18 protein-coding genes and 2 pseudogenes are annotated in these 19,970 nt (G+C 38.5%); 12 read left to right on the top strand and 8 right to left on the bottom strand.

Annotated elements, in window-relative coordinates; all coding sequences use genetic code 11:
• Window positions 1–403: 403 nt before the first annotated feature.
• Window positions 404–796, top strand: a complete 393-nt coding sequence (locus tag NST97_RS11385) for an Rpn family recombination-promoting nuclease/putative transposase (protein WP_341343252.1) — start codon at window positions 404–406, stop codon at window positions 794–796.
• A 162-nt stretch (window positions 797–958) separates the two neighbouring features.
• Here NST97_RS11385 and NST97_RS11380 read toward each other — a convergent pair whose 3' ends face one another.
• Complete coding sequence (locus NST97_RS11380; RefSeq protein ID WP_094244319.1) at window positions 959–1,105, bottom strand: 2-oxo acid dehydrogenase subunit E2; 147 nt, start codon at window positions 1,103–1,105, stop codon at window positions 959–961.
• Window positions 1,106–1,397: 292 nt separating this feature from the next.
• Window positions 1,398–2,582, bottom strand: coding sequence for an N-acetylglucosamine-6-phosphate deacetylase (gene nagA / locus NST97_RS11375; RefSeq protein ID WP_341343251.1), 1,185 nt, complete (start codon window positions 2,580–2,582; stop codon window positions 1,398–1,400).
• Window positions 2,583–3,100: 518 nt separating this feature from the next.
• Here nagA and NST97_RS11370 point away from each other — a divergent pair.
• The 7 genes and pseudogenes from NST97_RS11370 to NST97_RS19290 all read left to right on the top strand — a co-directional run.
• Window positions 3,101–3,652 carry an RNA polymerase sigma factor gene (locus tag NST97_RS11370; RefSeq protein ID WP_063388899.1) on the top strand — a complete coding sequence of 184 codons (552 nt, stop codon included), beginning with the start codon at window positions 3,101–3,103 and terminating at the stop codon, window positions 3,650–3,652.
• Window positions 3,642–4,400 (top strand): hypothetical protein, encoded by a 759-nt coding sequence (locus tag NST97_RS11365; RefSeq protein WP_340882270.1) that lies wholly within the window; start codon window positions 3,642–3,644, stop codon window positions 4,398–4,400. The genes NST97_RS11370 and NST97_RS11365 overlap by 11 nt, the downstream gene beginning before the upstream one ends.
• Window positions 4,401–4,402: 2 nt before the next feature.
• Complete coding sequence (locus NST97_RS11360) at window positions 4,403–5,272, top strand: ABC transporter ATP-binding protein (protein ID WP_117017573.1); 870 nt, start codon at window positions 4,403–4,405, stop codon at window positions 5,270–5,272.
• On the top strand, window positions 5,272–6,525 hold the full coding sequence (locus NST97_RS11355) for a hypothetical protein (RefSeq protein WP_341343250.1): 1,254 nt from the start codon (window positions 5,272–5,274) through the stop codon (window positions 6,523–6,525). Before NST97_RS11360 ends, NST97_RS11355 begins: the two co-directional genes overlap by 1 nt.
• A gap of 11 nt (window positions 6,526–6,536) precedes the next feature.
• Window positions 6,537–7,670: a hypothetical protein gene (locus tag NST97_RS11350; RefSeq protein ID WP_341343249.1), complete on the top strand. Its 1,134-nt coding sequence runs from the start codon at window positions 6,537–6,539 to the stop codon at window positions 7,668–7,670.
• Window positions 7,671–8,542: 872 nt separating this feature from the next.
• Window positions 8,543–9,499: an Rpn family recombination-promoting nuclease/putative transposase gene (locus NST97_RS11345; protein WP_341343248.1), complete on the top strand. Its 957-nt coding sequence runs from the start codon at window positions 8,543–8,545 to the stop codon at window positions 9,497–9,499.
• Between the two features lie 99 nt (window positions 9,500–9,598).
• A pseudogene (locus tag NST97_RS19290) lies at window positions 9,599–9,797 on the top strand (Rpn family recombination-promoting nuclease/putative transposase); the annotation flags it as partial.
• Window positions 9,798–10,260: 463 nt separating this feature from the next.
• Here NST97_RS19290 and NST97_RS11335 read toward each other — a convergent pair.
• Window positions 10,261–10,809: a PepSY domain-containing protein gene (locus NST97_RS11335; RefSeq protein ID WP_341343246.1), complete on the bottom strand. Its 549-nt coding sequence runs from the start codon at window positions 10,807–10,809 to the stop codon at window positions 10,261–10,263.
• Between the two features lie 223 nt (window positions 10,810–11,032).
• On the opposite strand from NST97_RS11335, the gene tnpA reads away from it, so the two are divergent.
• Both tnpA and NST97_RS11325 read left to right on the top strand, forming a co-directional pair.
• The gene (tnpA, locus tag NST97_RS11330; protein WP_063388891.1) at window positions 11,033–11,452 is read left to right on the top strand and encodes an IS200/IS605 family transposase; all 420 of its coding nucleotides are present in this window, start codon (window positions 11,033–11,035) and stop codon (window positions 11,450–11,452) included.
• Window position 11,453: 1 nt separating this feature from the next.
• A pseudogene (locus NST97_RS11325) lies at window positions 11,454–12,572 on the top strand (RNA-guided endonuclease InsQ/TnpB family protein); the annotation flags it as partial.
• Window positions 12,573–12,580: 8 nt separating this feature from the next.
• On the opposite strand, the gene NST97_RS11320 reads toward NST97_RS11325, so the two are convergent.
• From NST97_RS11320 to NST97_RS11300, 5 genes are read right to left on the bottom strand one after another with little or no spacing between them, the layout of a single operon-like run.
• The gene (locus NST97_RS11320) at window positions 12,581–13,543 is read right to left on the bottom strand and encodes a PepSY-associated TM helix domain-containing protein (protein WP_082830364.1); all 963 of its coding nucleotides are present in this window, start codon (window positions 13,541–13,543) and stop codon (window positions 12,581–12,583) included.
• A gap of 36 nt (window positions 13,544–13,579) precedes the next feature.
• Window positions 13,580–14,281: an ABC transporter ATP-binding protein gene (locus tag NST97_RS11315; protein WP_066251146.1), complete on the bottom strand. Its 702-nt coding sequence runs from the start codon at window positions 14,279–14,281 to the stop codon at window positions 13,580–13,582.
• Window positions 14,278–15,090, bottom strand: coding sequence for an ABC transporter permease (locus NST97_RS11310; RefSeq protein WP_094246366.1), 813 nt, complete (start codon window positions 15,088–15,090; stop codon window positions 14,278–14,280). The genes NST97_RS11315 and NST97_RS11310 overlap by 4 nt, the downstream gene beginning before the upstream one ends.
• A 43-nt stretch (window positions 15,091–15,133) precedes the next feature.
• Window positions 15,134–15,679 (bottom strand): nitrous oxide reductase accessory protein NosL, encoded by a 546-nt coding sequence (locus NST97_RS11305; protein WP_327848122.1) that lies wholly within the window; start codon window positions 15,677–15,679, stop codon window positions 15,134–15,136.
• Complete coding sequence (locus NST97_RS11300) at window positions 15,672–16,949, bottom strand: right-handed parallel beta-helix repeat-containing protein (protein ID WP_327848121.1); 1,278 nt, start codon at window positions 16,947–16,949, stop codon at window positions 15,672–15,674. Before NST97_RS11300 ends, NST97_RS11305 begins: the two co-directional genes overlap by 8 nt.
• Before the next feature lie 334 nt (window positions 16,950–17,283).
• Here NST97_RS11300 and NST97_RS11295 point away from each other — a divergent pair, with 334 nt between their 5' ends.
• The gene (locus tag NST97_RS11295) at window positions 17,284–17,967 is read left to right on the top strand and encodes a response regulator transcription factor (RefSeq protein ID WP_063388886.1); all 684 of its coding nucleotides are present in this window, start codon (window positions 17,284–17,286) and stop codon (window positions 17,965–17,967) included.
• Window positions 17,964–19,367, top strand: a complete 1,404-nt coding sequence (locus tag NST97_RS11290; protein WP_341343245.1) for a sensor histidine kinase — start codon at window positions 17,964–17,966, stop codon at window positions 19,365–19,367. Before NST97_RS11295 ends, NST97_RS11290 begins: the two co-directional genes overlap by 4 nt.
• The last annotated feature ends 603 nt before the right edge of the window (window positions 19,368–19,970 follow it).

Here is a 19,970-nt window from a genome sequence, read left to right as displayed (position 1 = left end):
ATAGAATGCAAGAGTTTTCCTGATGAATTCATGAAGAAGAATATTTGTTACAGCCTGAATACGTGTTTTGATTTGCCGCAAGTCTTCGTACCCATTCATACACTCTCCCTTTCAATAAGTACATGCAGTCAAAGGATTCGGACTATGATGAAACTTAGTCTAATGCTTCTTCGCGGAAAGGCACGGATCATGCTTGCCTCTTCTCAGATCCTGTCTGCTATTTCGATCGAGTCAAATAAAATAACTCCTTTATTTCCGCCTCCATTTGAAAAATAAGGAAGGATTACTCATCTAGAAAATAATTAGGATCTATTTTCAAGGGAAAAAGAACTTATCACAATTTATGGTAAAATGGAAGAAATATAGACGTGATGTGAAGCGATCTTCGGAGTGGCCCTGGTTAATGATGCTGTCAGCGGTGGATGCCCGGAAACAAGAGATCGATGAGACGATTCTCAAGGAACTGGAGGTGTTGGCGATGAACGAGCAAGAAATTCGCGAAGCATTGGAAGAGTGGGAGAAGCTAAGCGTCAGTTCGGAAAATCGCTACGTGTATGAAATGCGGCTGAAATGGCTGCGGGATCAATTGTCCAATCTTCTTGGCGAGCGGCGTGCGGGGATGGAGGAAGGGTTGGAAAAAGGATTGAAACAAGGGTTGAAACAAGGGCTAAAGCAAGGTCGGGAGGAAGAACGGAAGAGCATGATCCGGCATATGTCGGCGAAAGGAATGGCAGCGAAAGATATTGCCGATCTCACTGGACTTGCGGAAGAGGAAGTGCGAAAGTGGTTGAAATAGTTACCTATCGATTTGACTGAAATGGGCTTGTTTGCGAAAAACTTTTGGGTTTTTGTATGTTTTTGCATTCCTAACGGGATCCGCTCCTTTTATCACTTATTCCATATTTTCTCTAGTAAGACGGTTGGTTAATGGTGTTATTTTTCAAACAACTGGTCGGAATCACTTAAATTTTTTTAGCTCGTTTAAGGCTTTTTGCGCTAACATTCCATCAATTAAGCGATAGTCATGGCTAAGGGATAGAGCCATCATTGAAGCGATTTCAATGGAATCATTTACAACAATAGTTTTTCTCGACTCTGCCACCATAGCTTAAATTCCACTTCGTTTTTGTGTTATTAATGGTATCGGTACAAAAGAGAGGATCTGCTTTTAGCGGATAGTGCTCCCCATCATGATCGTAACTATTTTTTATTAAATGGATGCAGTCCACATCTTCATCTAGATTCACAGAGCGAACTTGTTTATTGATGTGAGCTGTTGTGTAAAAGCAGCAATAACTGATCCGTCTTAATGCAAAATTCAGTTCTTGTTTACCTAATCATTTGTGCTGCTTTCATGCTCATATCACCGTAATCTTTCGCTGGCAGCAATATCTTCGTCACATTTCTTGTTGTGAATAGGCAAGTTTTCCGCGGCAAAATGTCATTACTATTTCAAGGCGGTCATTTAAAACAACTAAGTCAGCATCTTTTCCTTTTGCAATGCTTCCTTTGCGATCATAAACGTTTATTTGTTTGGCAGGGTTAACGGCTGCCATTTGAATAATGTCTTGAAGCGTACATCCGGTGTAAGCCATCATGTTTTTGGCTGCATCATTCAGCTTCAAAATACTTCCTGCCAGCGTCCCATCCCGCAAAACTGCCCGATCTTCATTCACTCGGACTTCTTGGCCTCCAAGTTCATAGATTCCTTTACCGAGACATTTCGCTCTCATTGCATCCGTGATTAAAATAAGCCCGTCATTTCCTTTGTTTTGATAAGCAAATTTCACCATTTCCGGACACACATGAATGCCATCTGCGATAATTTCGCACAACACCTCATCATGCATGAGCACTGCTAGAGCAGCTCCCGGCTTGCGATGGTGCAATCCGCTCATTCCATTAAATAAATGGGTTGCATGGGTAATGCCAGCTTGTATGCTTTTAGCAGCTTCAGCATAAGAAGCATCTGAATGCCCGATGGAGGCGACAACTCCTGTTTGTTTTAAATAATCGGTTAATTCTATTCCACCTTTTCTTTCAGGCGCCAATGTCACAAGCTTTATCACCCCGCCGGACATATGCTGCCATTTTTTAAATAACTGCAAGTTCGGTTCGAGAATATTTTCTGAGTGCTGCGCCCCTGCTCTTTTAGAGGAAATAAACGGACCTTCCAAGTGGACTCCTAACACTTCTGCATATCCGGGTTCATTCGCTGTTTCCATGTACTTTCTTACATTGATCAGAGCTTCTTCAATCCGCTGTTCAGAGCTTGTCATCGTTGTTGCTAAAAAACTCGTCGTTCCTTCCCGGGGGAGTGCCGCTGCCATTTTGCGAATTGCCTCATCGGTTCCATCCATCGTATCGGCGCCTGCTGCTCCATGAATATGCAGATCGATAAAACCAGGAATAACTGCATATTTGTTTTTGCTTTCAACTTTTTCAACCCGTTCGTCTGTAACAGTCAGCTTTTCTTGAGGACCAATTTCGAGAATTTTCCCATTTTCTATTAATACATATCCATTTTTGAAAACTCGTTCTTCAGCATATACCGTCATATTCGATAATAAAATCTTGTTCATAAAGATCTCCTTTTTCTAGTAACAATCTCTATTTAAATTGTATGTATGTGGAACAAAATGTTAAATGACTTTTATGGGATTTTTAAGCACATATATTGGGTCTGTCCGGAAAATTGAAAAAATATGAAACTACTGCTTCCAGATAAAGAAGACTTTAATAATTCTTTTTAGCAGCTTTTCCTTTAAACAGCAGTCGTTTCAGTATTTTGAAGCAAACATATCGTTCATCTGCATGCCGGAATACACATTATATCACAATCGCTTATTCGTAATGTAAGCTTCCGTTCTGAAAGAAACGTTTTTTCGCTAGTGTGCATAAAGCAGACCGGTCCAATCAGTAAGGATATGTCGTTAAGCGTCGCCTGCAAAGCTCCGAACAATCGAGAGGCTAGCGGCTGGATCTGGATAAAGAGGCTGAATAATTTTTTTGATTTTCGCAAAACTTTTTATTTATTATTTGCGAATATATAGGTAGTGATAGAAGTTTTGAGCTTTGGGATTGGAAGTGAAGCTTCACGATGGATCAAGAGAAGAAATGGATAAAAGCAATACAGAAGCGGGCAAGTGAAAAAGCGGCAAATAAGCTGATCTCTTATTATTACAAAGAGATTTATGCGTTCGTATTTAAACAAACGTTTGATCAAGAATTAGCGAAAGATTTGACGCAGGAGATTTTCATCAGCATGCTGCGCGGCATTCACCATTATGAGGGGAAAGCGGCGTTCCGGACATGGCTGTATAAAATCGCAAAGGCGAGAATCATCGATTACTATCGCTCGAAAGAATATAAACAGCAGAAGAAAACGGTCAATTTGTTAACAGATCAGCGGGAAAGTGATGATGTGCTTTTTACAATCGAACAAAAGGACGAGGTAAAACAGGTTTTAAACCTGCTTGAACGATTTGATCATGAGAATCGACGAATTGTGCAAATGAAAATTTTTGCAGGCCAAACATTTGCCGAGATTGCCGCAAAGCTCCAGATAAAAGAATCAACCGTAAAAACGAAATATTATTCTACATTGCGAAAAATCAATGAGCAGTTAAAGGAGGATGTCCATGGCCATTGATAACGAAAAAATTCCTTTTCCTAGCGATAAGGAGATCAAACAAGAAATTCAGAAGATTATTGCAAAAGGCATGAACAAAAAGCCTTCCTTTTGGCAATATATGTTCACTATGTATCGCGAAGTCGGTTTCCGCAACGTCTTTCGTGATCTGACGGAAATCGCTTTTACGATTGTTTTAACTATCGCTGTTTTCGCTATGTTTGTTCTTTCAACCGCAAAATATTTTTCATGGATAGCCTTGGATGTATATACATTCATCTTTTGTTTTTCACCAGTTATTTATTTTGTCATCGTTTTTTTCTTTTTTATTTGCCAAAAGCAAAAGCCGGCGTTTGAGGTGGAAATGACTTGTAAATACAATGTGTATCAATTAGCAGCATTCCGTATGTTCATGTTCAGCATTTTCGCTATGCTCGCCAATGGAGTCATCATTTTCTGGCTGGCAACAGAGTTTTCCATTCATTTTCCTTTTGCCTTTTTATTATCTGTTGCATCTTTATTTCTTTTTGCTGCTGCTTTTTTGTATGTATTGCTTTATGTACCGACAAAAAGTGGGAAAATTGCTTTATTTATCAGCTGGATTGCCGCAAACTTGTTTCTTTCTTACATGAACAGCTATGTTTATCAAGCCTTTTTGTTAAACGTTCCGTATTTTATTTACATCATCATCGGGATGGCTGCGATGTATATATATGTTCATCAGCTTAAGCTGTTTTTCGTCAAAACCAATATAAAAGGAGTTTTGTAAAGATGCTAATTGTCGACCATGTTTCCAAATATTACGGCAATTTTATTGCTCTTGAAAATGTTCATTTACAGTTTGACAACGGAATTTACGGACTATTAGCTCCAAATGGCGCTGGGAAGACAACATTGATGAAAATGCTTGTCACACTCATCTTTCCGACAAAAGGAGAAATTCGTTACAACGGAGAAAATATCATCCATCTCGGCAGCAAATACCGGGAGCTTCTCGGTTATTTGCCGCAGCAGTTCGGATATTACAAGCATTACACCCCTGCAAAATATTTGCTTTACCTTTCAGCATTAAAAGGGATTTCAAAGCATGAAGCAAAAGAAAAAATACCGAAGCTTTTAAAGCTCGTTGGACTTGAAGATGTCATGCATAAAAAAATGAGGAAGTTTTCCGGCGGGATGATTCAGCGGGTCGGCATCGCCCAGGCATTGCTGAACGATCCAAAAATTTTGATTCTTGATGAGCCCACTGCAGGTCTTGATCCGACCGAACGCGCCCGTTTCCGCAAGCTTTTAACCCAATTAGCAAACAATCGGATCATTATTTTATCAACGCATATTGTGTCTGATGTCGAATCGATTGCCAATGAAATCATTATGATTAAAGATAAAACGATTTTATATAAAAAGCCGATACGTGAATTATGCCAATTATTGTCCGGCCGCATTTATGAGACCGCAGCTGATTTTCAGGATGCAGAAATCTTTCGGAAGCGATTTGCAACAATTTCGGAAAAGCAAGAAAATGGCCAGATGATCTTTCGGTTTGTTAGCGACGAACAGCCAAATGAAAATTGGAAAAGTGTTGAGCCGACATTAGAGGACGTATTTCTTCATGTATATGGAGAAGGAGCGCTGGCATAATGATCAAATACGAATTAATAAAAGTTGTCAAGTCGCCGATTTTTATCATTTTACTATTATTTTTTGTGGCGTTGAATGGTTTGATTATTTTCGACCATAAAAATGAACGGAAAAATTTACCTGTTTTACAAAACATAGTTGAGCAATACGGGACGAAAATCGATGATGAAGCATTGGCAGGTATGAAAAAAGAAATCGATCATGAAATGGTATGGGTGAATGAGCTGAATCCAAAAAGCGGGGAGCAGTATCAGTTTCCATATGAGTTTATAAAAGGCCATGAAGCGTTTCTGTACCAACATCTTACGGATCGTGAATTAAACAGGCTATTCAATCTCAACTTGTTCACTCAATATTATGAAACCGCTAAAAGCGTCGATGATATTTACAGCGAGCTGGATGCGACAGAGTTTGCCCGGCAACAAATCAAGAAATACGGATTAAGCGGGGAGGCAGAAGAAACGGTGCTGAACCAAGCCAATCTTTTAGAAAAGCGGCTGCAGCAGCTAGTGAAAAACGGTGAACATCGCCATTTCTTTTATTTAGGATCAGTCTATGAAATGCATTCCTTGCTATTTAAAAAGCTTGGCCGGGCGATCGCTTTTGAAGGAATGATCCTCGTTGTTTTAATCACAGCATTGCTAACTAATTATGAATTTGAACACCGTACATTCTTTGTTGCATTTACGAGCAAACGCGGGAGAAATTTGCTATGGGACAAGCTTGCTGCAAGTGTAATCGCTAATGTGTGTGCTGTTATGTTGTTAATCGCAGCGACATTGATCATTTACTTTTCTGTCTATGATTATTCTAATCTTCTGTTTGTGCCGATTAGCAGCTATTTTAATAGCGAAACGCCTTTTCCTTACATATCGTGGTGGAATCTATCATTCTTGCAGTATGTTTGTTTATTTGTCGGCTGTTTACTATTAAGCCAGCTGCTGTACATGCTGCTCACCTTCAGCTTATCTATATGGCTGAAAAACAGCTATCTTGTTTTCTTTACATTTGCTTTGTTCGCTGGTGTTAGTTTATGGCTTCCAAGCGTTGTTTCACTGAATAGTAAATTTATCTTGATCATGCATGTGAATCCTTTTTATTTAATTATGAATCCGCATGTATGGTTTATGGGAAACAACATTTTTACGATGTTTCCATATTTTGAAGCTGTAACGATAGCAGCGTGGGCGGTCATATTTGTTCTATTAGGATTCTTCAGCATGTACAAATTTAAACGGCAACCATTAAATTAGGGGGAAGAATATTGAGAGTTTTTTTATACGAACTAAGAAAATTGTTCAATTGGAAGGTGCTGCTGCTTATTTTGTTCATCAGTTTTCTGTTTTACAAGCTGTTTTTAAGCTTTAATTTTGAAGTTTTCCCTAATGGACGGCCTGCAAAAGATGAGTTTATGATTACAAAAGAAATGATCAACAAATATGGTCATGAAATGGACGAAAAAGAGTTTCGGCATTTTAAAAGCTGGTATAAACAAAAAGAAGACGAGGCCAATGCCTATTTAAAATCACAACAAGATGCGGAAAAACTAGGCATTACAACATATGAACAGTTTCGACAATTGGATTTAACAAATAAACAGTATGCAGATTTTCATGAAAAAGTCGTGTTTGCTGATCAAGCAGATGTTTTTTGGGAGCTGCAAGCATTCGAAAATATCATTGAACAATATGAATCGAAAGGGAGGGATATTGAATCTTATACCGATGAAGATCAGCAAGAACGTGTAAAACAAATCATGGCAAACAATGATGTCAATTCTATTCTTCCATATCTTGTCTATGAAAATTACAATGAGCTCATCCGCTTTTGGGCGGTTTTGATTATTATAAGCGTTGTCATGGTAACAAGCCGCGTTCATATTACAGACAGACTAAACAATGCGATCAGTCTGCAATACACGACGAAAACCGGCCGGAATTTGTTTTCTGCAAAACTTCTTGCTGCTTTAGCAGCCACAGCATTGATCACAACTGTGCAGATCGTCATTTTTTGGTTTTTCTATCTTGGGAATGGTACGCAAACTTTTTTTCCGCTTTCCATCAATTCGTTCTATAATTTTTACTATTTTTGGTTTGACTTTACATTTGAAGGCTATATCATCACAACGGTGATTGCTACTTATATTGTTGCCATTGTTGCGGCGCTCTTTTCAGTATTTTTCTCACGGATCGCACAAAACTACATCACATTGATCGGCTCGCTTGTCCCGATCGTTGTGCTGCTAAGCTATTGTACTTTAAAATACCTTGTTGGCGAACTGTTTGCGATTCTTCATCCGCTTATGCTTACAATCGGCACCTTTCTTGTATTGATCGCGATCAGTACGATATTCATCATTTACAGAATGAAGCAGGAAAAGCTTGTTGATCTTATATAAGCCAAGCGATAGCGGACAAAGCACGATCTTGCTGATAGCGGGCTGGAGATCGATGAAGCAGGAATTCACGGGGTTGCTTCCTTCTTCTGATTTTCCTTCCTCCAGCCTCGATAAAATAACAGACAGTCTGATACGATTTACATTCATTTTTTAGAGCTTCGGCAAGCAATAGAAACATCATGCCGCTATACCTTCTGATTTTTATCTGCCTATTTTTTGACTGATTTCTATAAATCCCTGCCATTTTGAAATTTGATTGATCGAGAGAGGCTCGAAACTCTAAGACAATCAATCTCATTGAAACAATTTTAGTATCGGCTATTCAGTTTATGGGATTCGAAAACTTTAAGACGATGAATCTTGGACTTTGCCAGTATTTTTTTCTACCTACGCTATATGGTTTAAGGTGGACATTTCAGGAGGCTGGCAAGGTCTTTTTTATTGAAGTGCATTACTTTTGGACACCTGTATCAAGCGGAACGATGAAGGTTTCCGTCATTTCTGTTTTTTTCTAAATCTAAATGTTTTTCCTCTTTTATCTTCATTATTGTTATATGATGCAGTGAGGCTTTAACAGCATTACTTGAGCGTTTACAGTAAAACTGAAAAAAATGCCTATCTCTGCTGTTTTGAATTGTAGCGGGCTGGAAACGTTCAAAAATCTAGTAAAAAACTTCATTATTTAAATTCCTATTAATAAGTTTGGAATTTTAGGTTGACATTTCTTATAGTTAGTTTTATATTATTTACAGAACATATGTTCTGTTTGGTGTGAATATTAATACTTGTCCTAGCTGTTACGATTTTTAATCTTTCCCCCTCTTATGTTTTCCTCTTAATTTTTATTCTCCCTCGAAAGGACGATCTTCACTATGAAAGAATACCTCGATTTGAAGATGGATTTCATGTTTAAGCAGCTGTTCGGCAACCCGAACCGCAAGTCGCTTACCATTGCTTTTTTGAATGCGATTTTACATCGGAGCGAAGCAGATCGCATTGTCGATGTTCAGTTTGAAAGCACAGAGCTGACGAAAGAGACGGAAGATGGAAAAATGAACCGGCTTGATGTACTGGTGCTGACGGATCGAGGCGAGCGCATTAATGTGGAAATTCAAATCGTTAATCAGCACGATTTACCGGAACGAATTTTGTATTACTGGGCGAGGGTTTTCTCCCGGTCATTAGCAAAAGGACAGCCGTACAGCATGCTTCCCCCTACCTTTATGATTACCATCCTTAATTATCGGCTTTTTCCTCATGAAACGGAGCGATTTCATACGGTTTTCCATATACGAGAAGATGAAGAACATTTTCTTTGGAGTCCGCACCTTGAATTTCACGTCATTGATTTACAGCAGTTTATGGTAAAATGGAAGAAATATAACAGAGAAATAAAACGATTGCCAGAGTATCCGTGGCTGATGATGCTGTCAGCAGTAGACGCCAAAAAGGGGAAAATCGATGAGTTTATGCTCAGTGAACTGGAGGTGTTTGCGATGAATGAGCAGGAAATTCGTGAAGCGCTGGAAGAATGGGAAAGCTTAAGCGTCAACCCGGTAAACCGTTATGAATACGAAATGCGTTTGAAATGGCTGCGGGACCAATTGTCAAACCTTCAAGGCGAACGGCGAGCAGGATGGGAGGAAGGGCTGAAAAAGGGAATGGAAGAAGGATTGAAAAAAGGGTTGAATCAGGGCCGGGAAGAAGGAGTTCGACAGGTAGCCATAGACATGCTTCGTTCAGGGCTAGAACAGGAAGTTATTATGTCAGTTACGAAATTAACTGAAGAAGAGCTAGATGAGCTGAAGAAGAAACTATTGGATGAATGACTTTTTTGACCATGAGTAGAATAGTTCATTTTATGTGAAAAGAGGTATGAACTAAAATTTTTTTCATGTCTCCAGTGGATGGCGAAAAGTGAAAAATCGAAACTGGAGGTGTTTGCGATGAATGAGCAGGAAATTCGTGAAGCGCTGGAAGAATGGGAAAGCTTAAGCGTCAACCCGGTAAACCGTTATGAATATGAAATGCGTTTGAAATGGCTGCGGGACCAATTGTCAAACCTTCAAGGCGAACGACGGGCAGGATGGGAGGAAGGGTTGAAGCAGGGCCGGGAAGAAGGAGTTCGACAGGTAGCCATAGACATGCTTCGTTCAGGGCTAGAAGAGGAAGTTATTATGTCAGTTACGAAATTAACTGAAGAAGAGCTAGATGAACTGAAAAAGAAACTATCCTCCAACTCCTTTTAAGCGGGAAGGAACGAGACTCTCATTACATGAACATCTATTGTCTGCCGTTCAGGTCAATTTTGTAAAAAGGAAGTCACCTGAATTTTGTAGACGAGATAGAGGAGTTATACTTGTTATTCCAGTAAAATGGGAGAGTGGGTAGCTGCTGCAAAGCATGTGCCAACATTGAAGGCGCCTGCCAGCGCGCACGAACTTGAAAACTTTCCTCCCTTGACGGGGATTCACGGAATCAGACGTATGCAATCGATGAGCTGACAGGCGAAATGATTTATTGGCTCTGGTGCCAGTAAATGGTTGATAACAATTTATTCATTATTCGTGTGATACTCCCATTTAGCTTTCTACCCGATCCACTGTTTCGCAATGGGAATTCTTTTAATGACGAAATAATCCAAAACCCACACTATCAATAGTGACGCGCCTACTAATGGGAAGAAAAGACCTAGAACAATGACAATGACGGCTACTCCCTTTAACATTTTAAAGTTTTCTGGCAAAGCCGGAGCACCCAATTTGCCTTTCGGTTTTCGCTTCCACCACATTATAACGCTACTTACAACAATCATTATAATGCCAATAGTTAATGCAAGCATGAACAGCTGGCTAATGAATCCAAATTCTCCTTGATGAAATGCAATGCCTAGTGAAATTAATTTTCCCAATGCACCATAGTCACTCCATGCAAATTTAGCTAAAACTTTTCCGCTGTATTGATCTATATGCAGCGTTTGTTGTGCCCAGGGCAGTGGGCGGTTAGGATAGACGTCAGCAGGATCTAGAAAGATCGTATATACACCGGTTTCTCCATCAGGAAATGCAATTCCATATCCCGGTTGGACGTTGTTTTTTTCTGCAATTTGCATAACTTTATCAACAGAAATTGTTTTCATTCCTTTGGGACTTGATTCGGGAACAGGTAAGTTTTCAGCTGCCCAAGGAACATCTGCTATTTCTTTTGTTGGAATTGTTGATTTAGGATAAAGCGGTGAGAATCCTCCTTATTTCAATGAGGAGATGAATCAACGCCTTCTTTGTACAGATAAAAGACTATATGTAATCAATCTAATCCATATAAATATTGGAATTTCGTTGTATTTTTAATATACTATATGTATGGATAAAAAAGCAAAAATTACTCATGCTAGAACTTGTGTTTATAATGTCAATTATCATATTGTATGGTCTGTCAAATATCGAAGAAAGGTGCTAATCAAGGAAATCGAGAAATATTTAAAAGACCTTTTTCAAGAAATCGCAAAAGAAAAAGGATTTGAAGTGGTCATGATGGAGGTAGGTGAACAAGATCATATTCATGTATTTGCGACCGCTCATCCAAAAGTAGCTCCTTCTTACATTGTAAAAATGTTAAAAGGAATTTCGGGCAGAAAATTGTTCTTAGAATTTCCTGAGATTAAGCAAAAGTTATGGAAAGGGCAACTATGGAACAGCAGTTACTATATTGAAACGATTGGTTCTATTAGTGAAGGAGCGATTAAGAAATACATTGCTATGCAGAAGAAGGGCAGTGAATAACATGATTCGTGCATCGTATTTCATTTATAAACCAAATCAAATGAACGAGATTATCCTTCGTCAGCTATGTTATGCGAGCCGAAAATTATGGAATGTTGCAAATTTTGAAAGACGTAACTGGACAAAAGATAGTGGTATTCCTTATCCTAACTGGTACGATCAAAAGAAGCGGTTAAAGAATCACTTTTGGTACAAGAATCTTCCTTCTCAATCCGCACAAGAAGTTTTGAAGGTGTTACAAGAATCTTGGCAATCATTTTTTGAATTGAAGAAATCGGGAGGGATTGAAAATCCCAAACCTCCACGATTCAAACATCACAATTTCAATGTAAAGTTTCTAAACAATGGTTTTCGCATCGAAGGAAATCGTATTCGATTGTCTATTCCTGCTAAACAAAAGGCTTATTTGCAAGAAACGTATGGGATTATAGAGAAATTCGTTTATATCTCTATCCCTAAACATATAAAAATTCATCATGTGAAAACGGTCGAAGTAAAACCGTTGAAAAATGGGAAGTACAAAATTATTTTGGCACAAAAATACGATGATGTGTTGATGAAGGAACATTCTACAAAGTTTATGTCTATCGACATAGGGATTGCGAACGCTCTTACTTGTTATGATTATAAAGGAAACTCTCATATTCTATCGGGTCGCCAATGGTTAGCGGTTGAACGGTATTTTCACAAGAAAATAGCGCACTATCAAGCTATTTCTGATGCTCAACAGGTAGCCAAAGGAATGAAATACCCGAAGAAATCCAAACGAGTGTTGCAGTTATATCGCAAAAGAAAAGGACAAACGTTTCATATCTTGCATTGTATGACGAAGAAAGTTGTTGATCTTGCAGTTAAGCAAGGTGTTGAAACGATTGTCATTGGAGATATAACAGGTATTCGTGATCAAACGAATTTTGGGAAGAAAACCAATCAAAAGTTTCATCAATTACCGTTTGAAAAGATAGTTCAGATGATCACGTATAAAGCCGAGGAACAAGGGATTTCAGTCGTTAAGCAATCAGAAGAATATACATCACAAACGTGTTCGGTATGTACACCATATCCAGCGAAAGAATTTGCGAAAAGGTCGAATCGTAAGCATCGAGGACTATATGTATGTAAGGATTGTCAAAGTGTAATCAATGCAGATGTGAATGGAGCGATCAACATCAGCAAAAAGTATCTGAAAGGGCTGAAAGCCCAATCAGTAGTGGTGTTGGACACGCCAACTGTGTATACGTTTAATGGACAAAAGTTCATTGCGTAGAACAGGAAGCTCGTCATTTCAATGACGAGTAGTTCACGAAATGCATATTTTTCCCATGGTTGATCTCCTTCCGGGTTTCCGGAAATGGGATCAACGATACGATGTGCCATGCTTCCCCAAACACCGGACCACATGAGTCCAGAAAACAATTGTACGACGATAAAAAGAGAAAGCCAGATTGCTGTAACGGCATGCATATCGCGCCAAAACGTGCGGTTTCTTTTACTCAGGTTTATTCGCGGAATCAATGTCCCAAAAAGAGATTTTCTATTTCGCGGCCACCATAAGTAAACACCAGTAATAATTAGGATAATGAACCAGCAAGCGGAGAGCTCTACTAACCAGTTTCCAATGGTGCCGCCCCATAATTCACCGTTATGCAAATCTTTCACCCATGCCATGAAGCGTGCATTCTCATTTAACTTTCCAATAATGTCGCCGTTGTATGGATTGACAAACACAGATATACTTTCCCCGTTCACCATTATTTCAACCTCAGATGATCTGTCCGGCGCAAAGGAAGGTGTAAAACCTGTAATTTTTGCATGTGGATAATTCTTTTTCACTTCATGAATCTGTTCTGTAGATGAAATTTTATGCTGTCCTTGTTGGACGTAATAAAGATCATGGTACATGTAATTTTCAATTTGCGGTTTAAACAGGTAAATTCCTCCGGTAATAGACAAAAAAATAATCAGCGGTGCGAAAAAAATCCCTGCGTAAAAATGCCATCTCCATACTGTTTTATATAAAGAAGCTTTCGTTTGTTTATCAGTGAATGCTTTTGAATCCTTTGCTACTGCATCTATTCTTTCTAATTCCATTTTTTTCACCCTTTTTTTAAGCAATGACAAAAACTTTTATAGATCATGTCGATATAACCTCAACAATTGCAATGCGGTTTTTTCCTTATGAATTGTATTTTTCATATGGTCAATAATAGAGCCTTCCTTTATAAACAGAATTTGATCGCCTGCTTCTGCGGCAACATCCATCATATGAGTGGAAAAAATGATGATTGTGCCTTTCATCTTTTGTTCTTTTATCAAATTGACAAACTGATCAATCCAAAATGGGTCTAAACCATTTGTTGGCTCATCTAACAAGAGCAGTTTTGGATTTCCTAACAATGCTTGTCCTAATAATAGTCTTTGCCTCATTCCTTTTGATACATTTTTCACTAGTTCTCTTTTAAATTCTTCCAAACCTATTTTTTTAAAAATGTCTTGTACAGATGATTGATCTTTTTTCCGCAGTTTGGCATAAAATGATAAAAATTCTTGAAGCGTCATGAATTGCTGAGCATGAAAATCATCGGGCATGTAGCCTATCTGCTCGATATAGTTTTTTCTGTTTTTAATTAGACTGATATTGTTTAAAACAATGTCCCCGGAGGACGGTTTTGAAATACCCGCCAAAATGCGAAGAAGCGTGCTTTTTCCGGCTCCGTTTCCGCCGCATAATACGATGCATTCCCCTTTTTTCGCTTCCAGTGACATGGAAGAAAGCACAACTTTTGTTTTATATTTTTTTGAAACGTCGGAGACTTGTAATGTTGTCATTGTCTTTTCTTCCTTTCAAGCTTCCAGACGGAAAATGCAAGCATGACGCTTGAAAAGATGAACATATAACCGACGAGCAGCACCCATAACGCTTTTGTTTGCATAAAAGAGATGAGCTCGTCGTATGATTGTCCAAAAACAGCTCCGCCGTCAAGCTGAACAACAAATACTATACGGAGCAATTCCGCCGGATTACAGAATAAAGATGCCTTTAAAAGCGGAGCTATCATCGGATAAGGGACAAAGCTCAAAACGGAAATGACTGCAGTCGGCCATATCATGATAAGAAAGAACCACACGCCGACCGAAAGTATGAGAGCTTGCCATCTCGTTTCTGAAAACGAGCCAATGGTCAAGCCGATGACGAGAAAAAACCATATTAGCGAGATAGAAAAAAAATATAAAATGAGCACCCATTTCAAAGATAATGAACTTCCCAATAAAGTGCCGACCAAAAGGCTCAAACTGAAGCTTAAGCTGAAGATGGCAGATTGTGCGGTCAATTGCCCGCAAAGCTTCCCAACCCAATAGGCAATAGTCGGCAACGGATACGTGCATAAAAGACTCCACTGGCCATTTTCCATTTCATTCGCAATGGAAAACGATCCAGCCACCAGCATAAACAGAGGTACGATGTACAGCACAATGTTGGCGATTGTGCCTGTCATGTTTGTATAGCCTGTGAGAGCAGGGTTATTCCGCTCTAACAAAAATAGTAATGATAAAACGAAAATCCATAGAAACACAAACGTGTAAGAAGAACGCTGCCTGATTGTCAAACGCCATTCGGCTTTCCATATGTTCCGCATAACTCCTCCCGCTGTAAAAAAAGGGCACTTATAAATTTGCCCTTCATTCATGTGAATGATCATTGCCCTCATCCATGTGGCTGTGGTCGCCATTCATATCCGTATGACCATCCTGCATATTCTTTTCCATCATTTCTTTATTCATTTTCCATTTATGATCTTGCAATTGATCGAAGTTTAATATTTTTCCGCTATTTTTTGAAATGAAGGCTTCAGCATCTTTTTTATCTTGGAAAGAAATGACGTTATAGGCCATTGGCGTCCGTATCGATTGATCATACACGTAGGTTGCTTTATCAGATTCAACCCATTCTTTCGAATGATAATCTCTGACGAATTCCGCTTCGATGTTTTCATTTTTATTTTCGCTTTTCCATTTATACATACATCCGATATCATCAAAAACTAATGTTTTGCCATTTTTTAAAATAAGCTGTGTTGCAAACTGATTATCCATTACAGCCATGTTACATTGAGCGCATTTATCGTTTTTTTCATCAATGGCTCTTGGCGACACTTCCTTTTTTCCGCACGCAGCAGTGATAATCAGTAGAGCGCATAACATGAAAATGAAATACATTTTACGCATCCTCTTTTTTCCTCCCTATCCTCCATAAAGTAATGCTTCCTAAAAACAAGAGAAGACTGAAAACAATGATCACTCCAGAAGATGACTTTGATTCATCTTGTATTTGAGCTGTCATAAGCGGCGAGTCATCCGTCATCGCTTCATTGTCTGGACTTTTCCATAATTTTTGCAATACAACCATGCCTGGTGAATGGAAAAACAGCTGGTATTCTGGAATATCCTTCGTCAAACTTAAAAAGAACGGATTCGTTTTATAAGGTATGTCGCTATAACCGGATCCATCGGCATCAAGCTTTAGAGAGGCGTCCCAATAATTCCTTTTCACTTCATTGTCCGAGCTGCTCAAAGCTTGAGCTTCATTTACATTGCTAATAAACGTATTGTTTGAAACGATGTTTCCGTTCGCCTCTTTGAATTGAATGCCAATAAAATTCCCACGCACTTCATTGGATAAAATAAGGTTATTGGAGGCGTTTTCGGCAAAAATACCAACTCGATTATAAGAAATATTATTGCGGACCACCTTTGTCTCTGTCGCATCAAATAAAAGAATCCCCTGAGCATGAACATTGCGGTTGTTAAAAATGAATTCATTATTTTCGATTTTTCCCCCCTTTGTTTCCATGACCATCGCTCCTGCCACGTTATTTTTGGAAATGTTTTTTTGAATTGTTATGTGGTCAGAATACATAATGTGTATGCCGTAATTTGATTGCTGGATGAGGTTTTGGACGGCCGTTGTATAATCGCTTTGCTCCATATAAATCCCATCTCTCACTTTTTCGATTCTGACTTTTTCAATGACATTTTGTTCTGACTTCCATAAATCAATCCCGTTATGTTGTTTTTCACCTTTTATCGAGCTTTGTGTGATGACGGTGTGATAGGCGTGTTCAAGCTTTAACCCGATCCCCTTTGTACGAATATGAACGTGTTCAATTCGGTGATGATTTCCTGATACTTGTATGGCGGCAGCGTTTTTCTCTTGGCTGCATTGAACAATTGTTACGTTTTTTACTGAAACGCGTTGACCTTTGATGGAAATGACGGGTTCTTTACGGCAGGATTGAATGGTTACTTGTCCATTTCCTTGTAACGTAACAGGTTTTGAGAGCACAATCGATTCATGATAAATGCCTCTCGGTATTCTCACGATTGAGTGCTCTGGAGCTTGATCAATCAGATATTGCAATGTGCTTTCGGCATGGATGCTGGATGGATGTGTCCAAAAAAGCATCAAGAAAACGATTAAATACCATAATTTTTTCATGACGGAATCCTTTTTTCAGTGTCATTGTTCTAATTGAAGGTTAGCGTATAATTGTGTGAAAACTATGAAGCCTATTTGGATATTTTTTTACATTTGTTTCCTTTCTTACATTCATTTACTGGCCTTTGCTTTTAAAATTGGCAATTTGTCAAATCCAATCGCAGGAGGTCTAAACATGATGGACAGTCATGTGAAGCATTTGCTTGCCTTTCTATCGCTCGGAGCTTACTAGGACAAATTTATGAAAAACTTCAAACAAATTTCATAATTTCTGGTTATAATTAATAAATTAGAAAATTCATTTAATAAGTTGAGAGAAGGTGTCAAGTGGCTGATGTCTTTAAAGGTGTTAATCGTTGATGATGAAGAAAAGATGCGAAAGCTGATTAGAACGTATTTGACAAGAGAAGGATATATATGTTTGGAAGCAAAAGACGGGTTTGAAGCACTTGAAAGATTAAAAAAGGAAAACCCGGATATGCTGATCGTTGATGTCATGATGCCTTACATTGATGGTTTTACTTTAGTTGAGGAAATGCGCCAATATCTTCAAATTGATTCTCCAGTCATTTTTTTAACGGCAAAAGGGAATGAGGAAGATAAGGTGAAAGGTTTAAAGATTGGGGGAGATGACTATATAGTAAAACCTTTTCATCCTTCAGAGCTTTTGGCGCGTATGGAAGTGATTTTTCGCAGAACACATCGAATTGCAAGCGATGTAAAAATAGCAGCTATTGGACCGTTGCAATTTGATCTTCAAGGCCGGATTGCCACTGTTGAAGGCCGCAGGCTTGCGCTCACTCAAAAAGAATTTGATCTATTATTCCTTTTAGCCAAAAATAAAGGAAAAGTATTTACACGTGGTCAATTGCTTGACCAAATATGGGATTCCGATTATGCAGGAAGTGAACGAACCGTTGATACTCATATTAAAACGATTCGTCTAAAATTAAAGGAGCACAGCCATCTTATTCAAACCGTTTGGGGAATCGGTTACAAGTTTGAGGTGCCGTCTTGAAAAAAATAAAACATTTTTCAGTTAGTCAGAAAGTATTGCTGCTCTTTTTCATCAGCATCATTTTTTCCATCTTGTTTTCTTTTCTGTTCATTCACTTCCTATATAAAGAGCTTTACATTCGCAGTGTGAAAGAGCGGCTTATTTTTGAAGGAAAGCAGACAGCTGCTCACTTTCATTACGGCTCGCTTAGTGAAGATATTAAAGAAAAAATTGAATGGTATAATCTCATTTCACCTTATGAAGTAATAGCTGTTGATCAATTAGATGAGCTTCATCAACATTTTCCGTATCAAATTGATTACAAACATCTGATCAGTCAAGAAGATGAGAAAAAGCTCTCATCCGGGCAATACGTAGTTAAAGAGGGCTATGTTCATGAATTGGATCGAAAGATTGTCGGAGCAATATTCCCGCTAACCCACGAACAGAACTTAATAGGTTTTATATATATTTATATTCCTTTAGCCGAAATACCAGAGGTTTTTAGTAAAGGCATTCCGATTTTAATCTTGTTCGGTTTAATCTTTTTCGTATTGATCTATTTTGTTATCACGTACTCAATTCATTCGATCTTTCGTTCGCTGCGAACTATTCAAACGATTGCAAAAGAGATCAGCCGCGGAAATTTTTCTAAAAGAGTTCCTATCCAAACGTCAGATGATATAGGAGAATTGGCGAGCGCCTTCAACAAAATGACGGAATCTCTTGAAAAACAAGACGAGCGCAAGAAAGAATTTTTATCCAACGTGGCTCATGAATTAAGAACCCCTCTCACATATATTGGAGGATACACGCAAATCTTGCTGGATGAAGCTTATTCATCAAAAGAAGAGGCGAAAAATCATCTTCTGCTCATCAATAAAGAAACAACGCGAATGCAGAAGCTCATAAACGACTTATTACAATTAAATGAGCTGGAAAACAAAGATATGACTCTTGAAGCAGAGCCGATCGCCTTTTCCCAATTGATTCTTGATTCATTAGAACTGTTTGCGCCTGCGCTGAAGAAAAGGAATATATCCATCAAAACAGATTTAGATGATGAAATTATCATTATGGGAGATATGAACCGGCTGCATCAAGTTTTTTGTAATGTGATTGACAATGCCATTAAGTATTCCTTCGAAAACGGGATGATCAACATTACATTGTATCAGAAAGAGAAGCGGGCTGTTGTGATCGTTCGGGATAATGGAATAGGCATACCGAAAAAAGAGTTGGATCGTATAGGGGAACGTTTTTACCGGACAGATAAATCGCGTTCAAGAGAAACAGGGGGAACAGGCCTCGGGCTTTCCATCGTCAAACAAATTGTTGCTTTACATAACGGGACGATGAAAATTGAAAGTGAAGAAGGGCAAGGAACATCGGTTATTTTGTCATTTCCGATAGTAGAGTAGATGTTTAAAAAGTATACGAAATGTGGCCTTCAGGCAGTACGATAAAAGTTTCCTCTGGTCTGCAAATGCTTTTGATCAATCTTTTTTGAGGTTTCGCATTTTTTAACCTACTGACGAATATTTCAAGAAATTTTTTAGCTAAACGTCGTTCCTGTTTAAGATTCCTAAACAACCATCATTGAAACTCATCAGTATATTTATCCTTTTATTTCCGTGAAAAATCCCTCCTGTGAGACAGGTTAGGTGTTTTTTGCAAAATAAAAGTGCAGAGAATTGCAAAATCCTTATGCAGTGATATGCAAGGGGGCTTTACATGGAGGAGGAGCCAAGATAATCTTTTTTGGTTTTGCCAAAACTGTTGAAGCTGGCGCTTGGCTAAAGAATCATGGCTACAGAGGATTTACGCCAAGCCCTTGATGGATAGATCACATATATGTATATTTATCCAAAATTTTTATAAAGATATACTGCAACACTCTGTATTTTTTTTCTTGCAGAAAACAAGGTTAAACTTTTTCCTAACTGTCTGCACAAGAGGGATCATAATAAAAGCCGGGTTTAATTTGTAAGATTGCTTATATGTTGTTGTTCAACATTTATTTT

Origin of the sequence: Aeribacillus sp. FSL K6-1305 (assembly GCF_038050115.1) — a bacterium.
GTDB classification, from domain to species: Bacteria; Bacillota; Bacilli; order Bacillales; family Aeribacillaceae; genus Aeribacillus; species Aeribacillus composti.
This window is presented reverse-complemented; position numbering and strand designations above follow the sequence as displayed.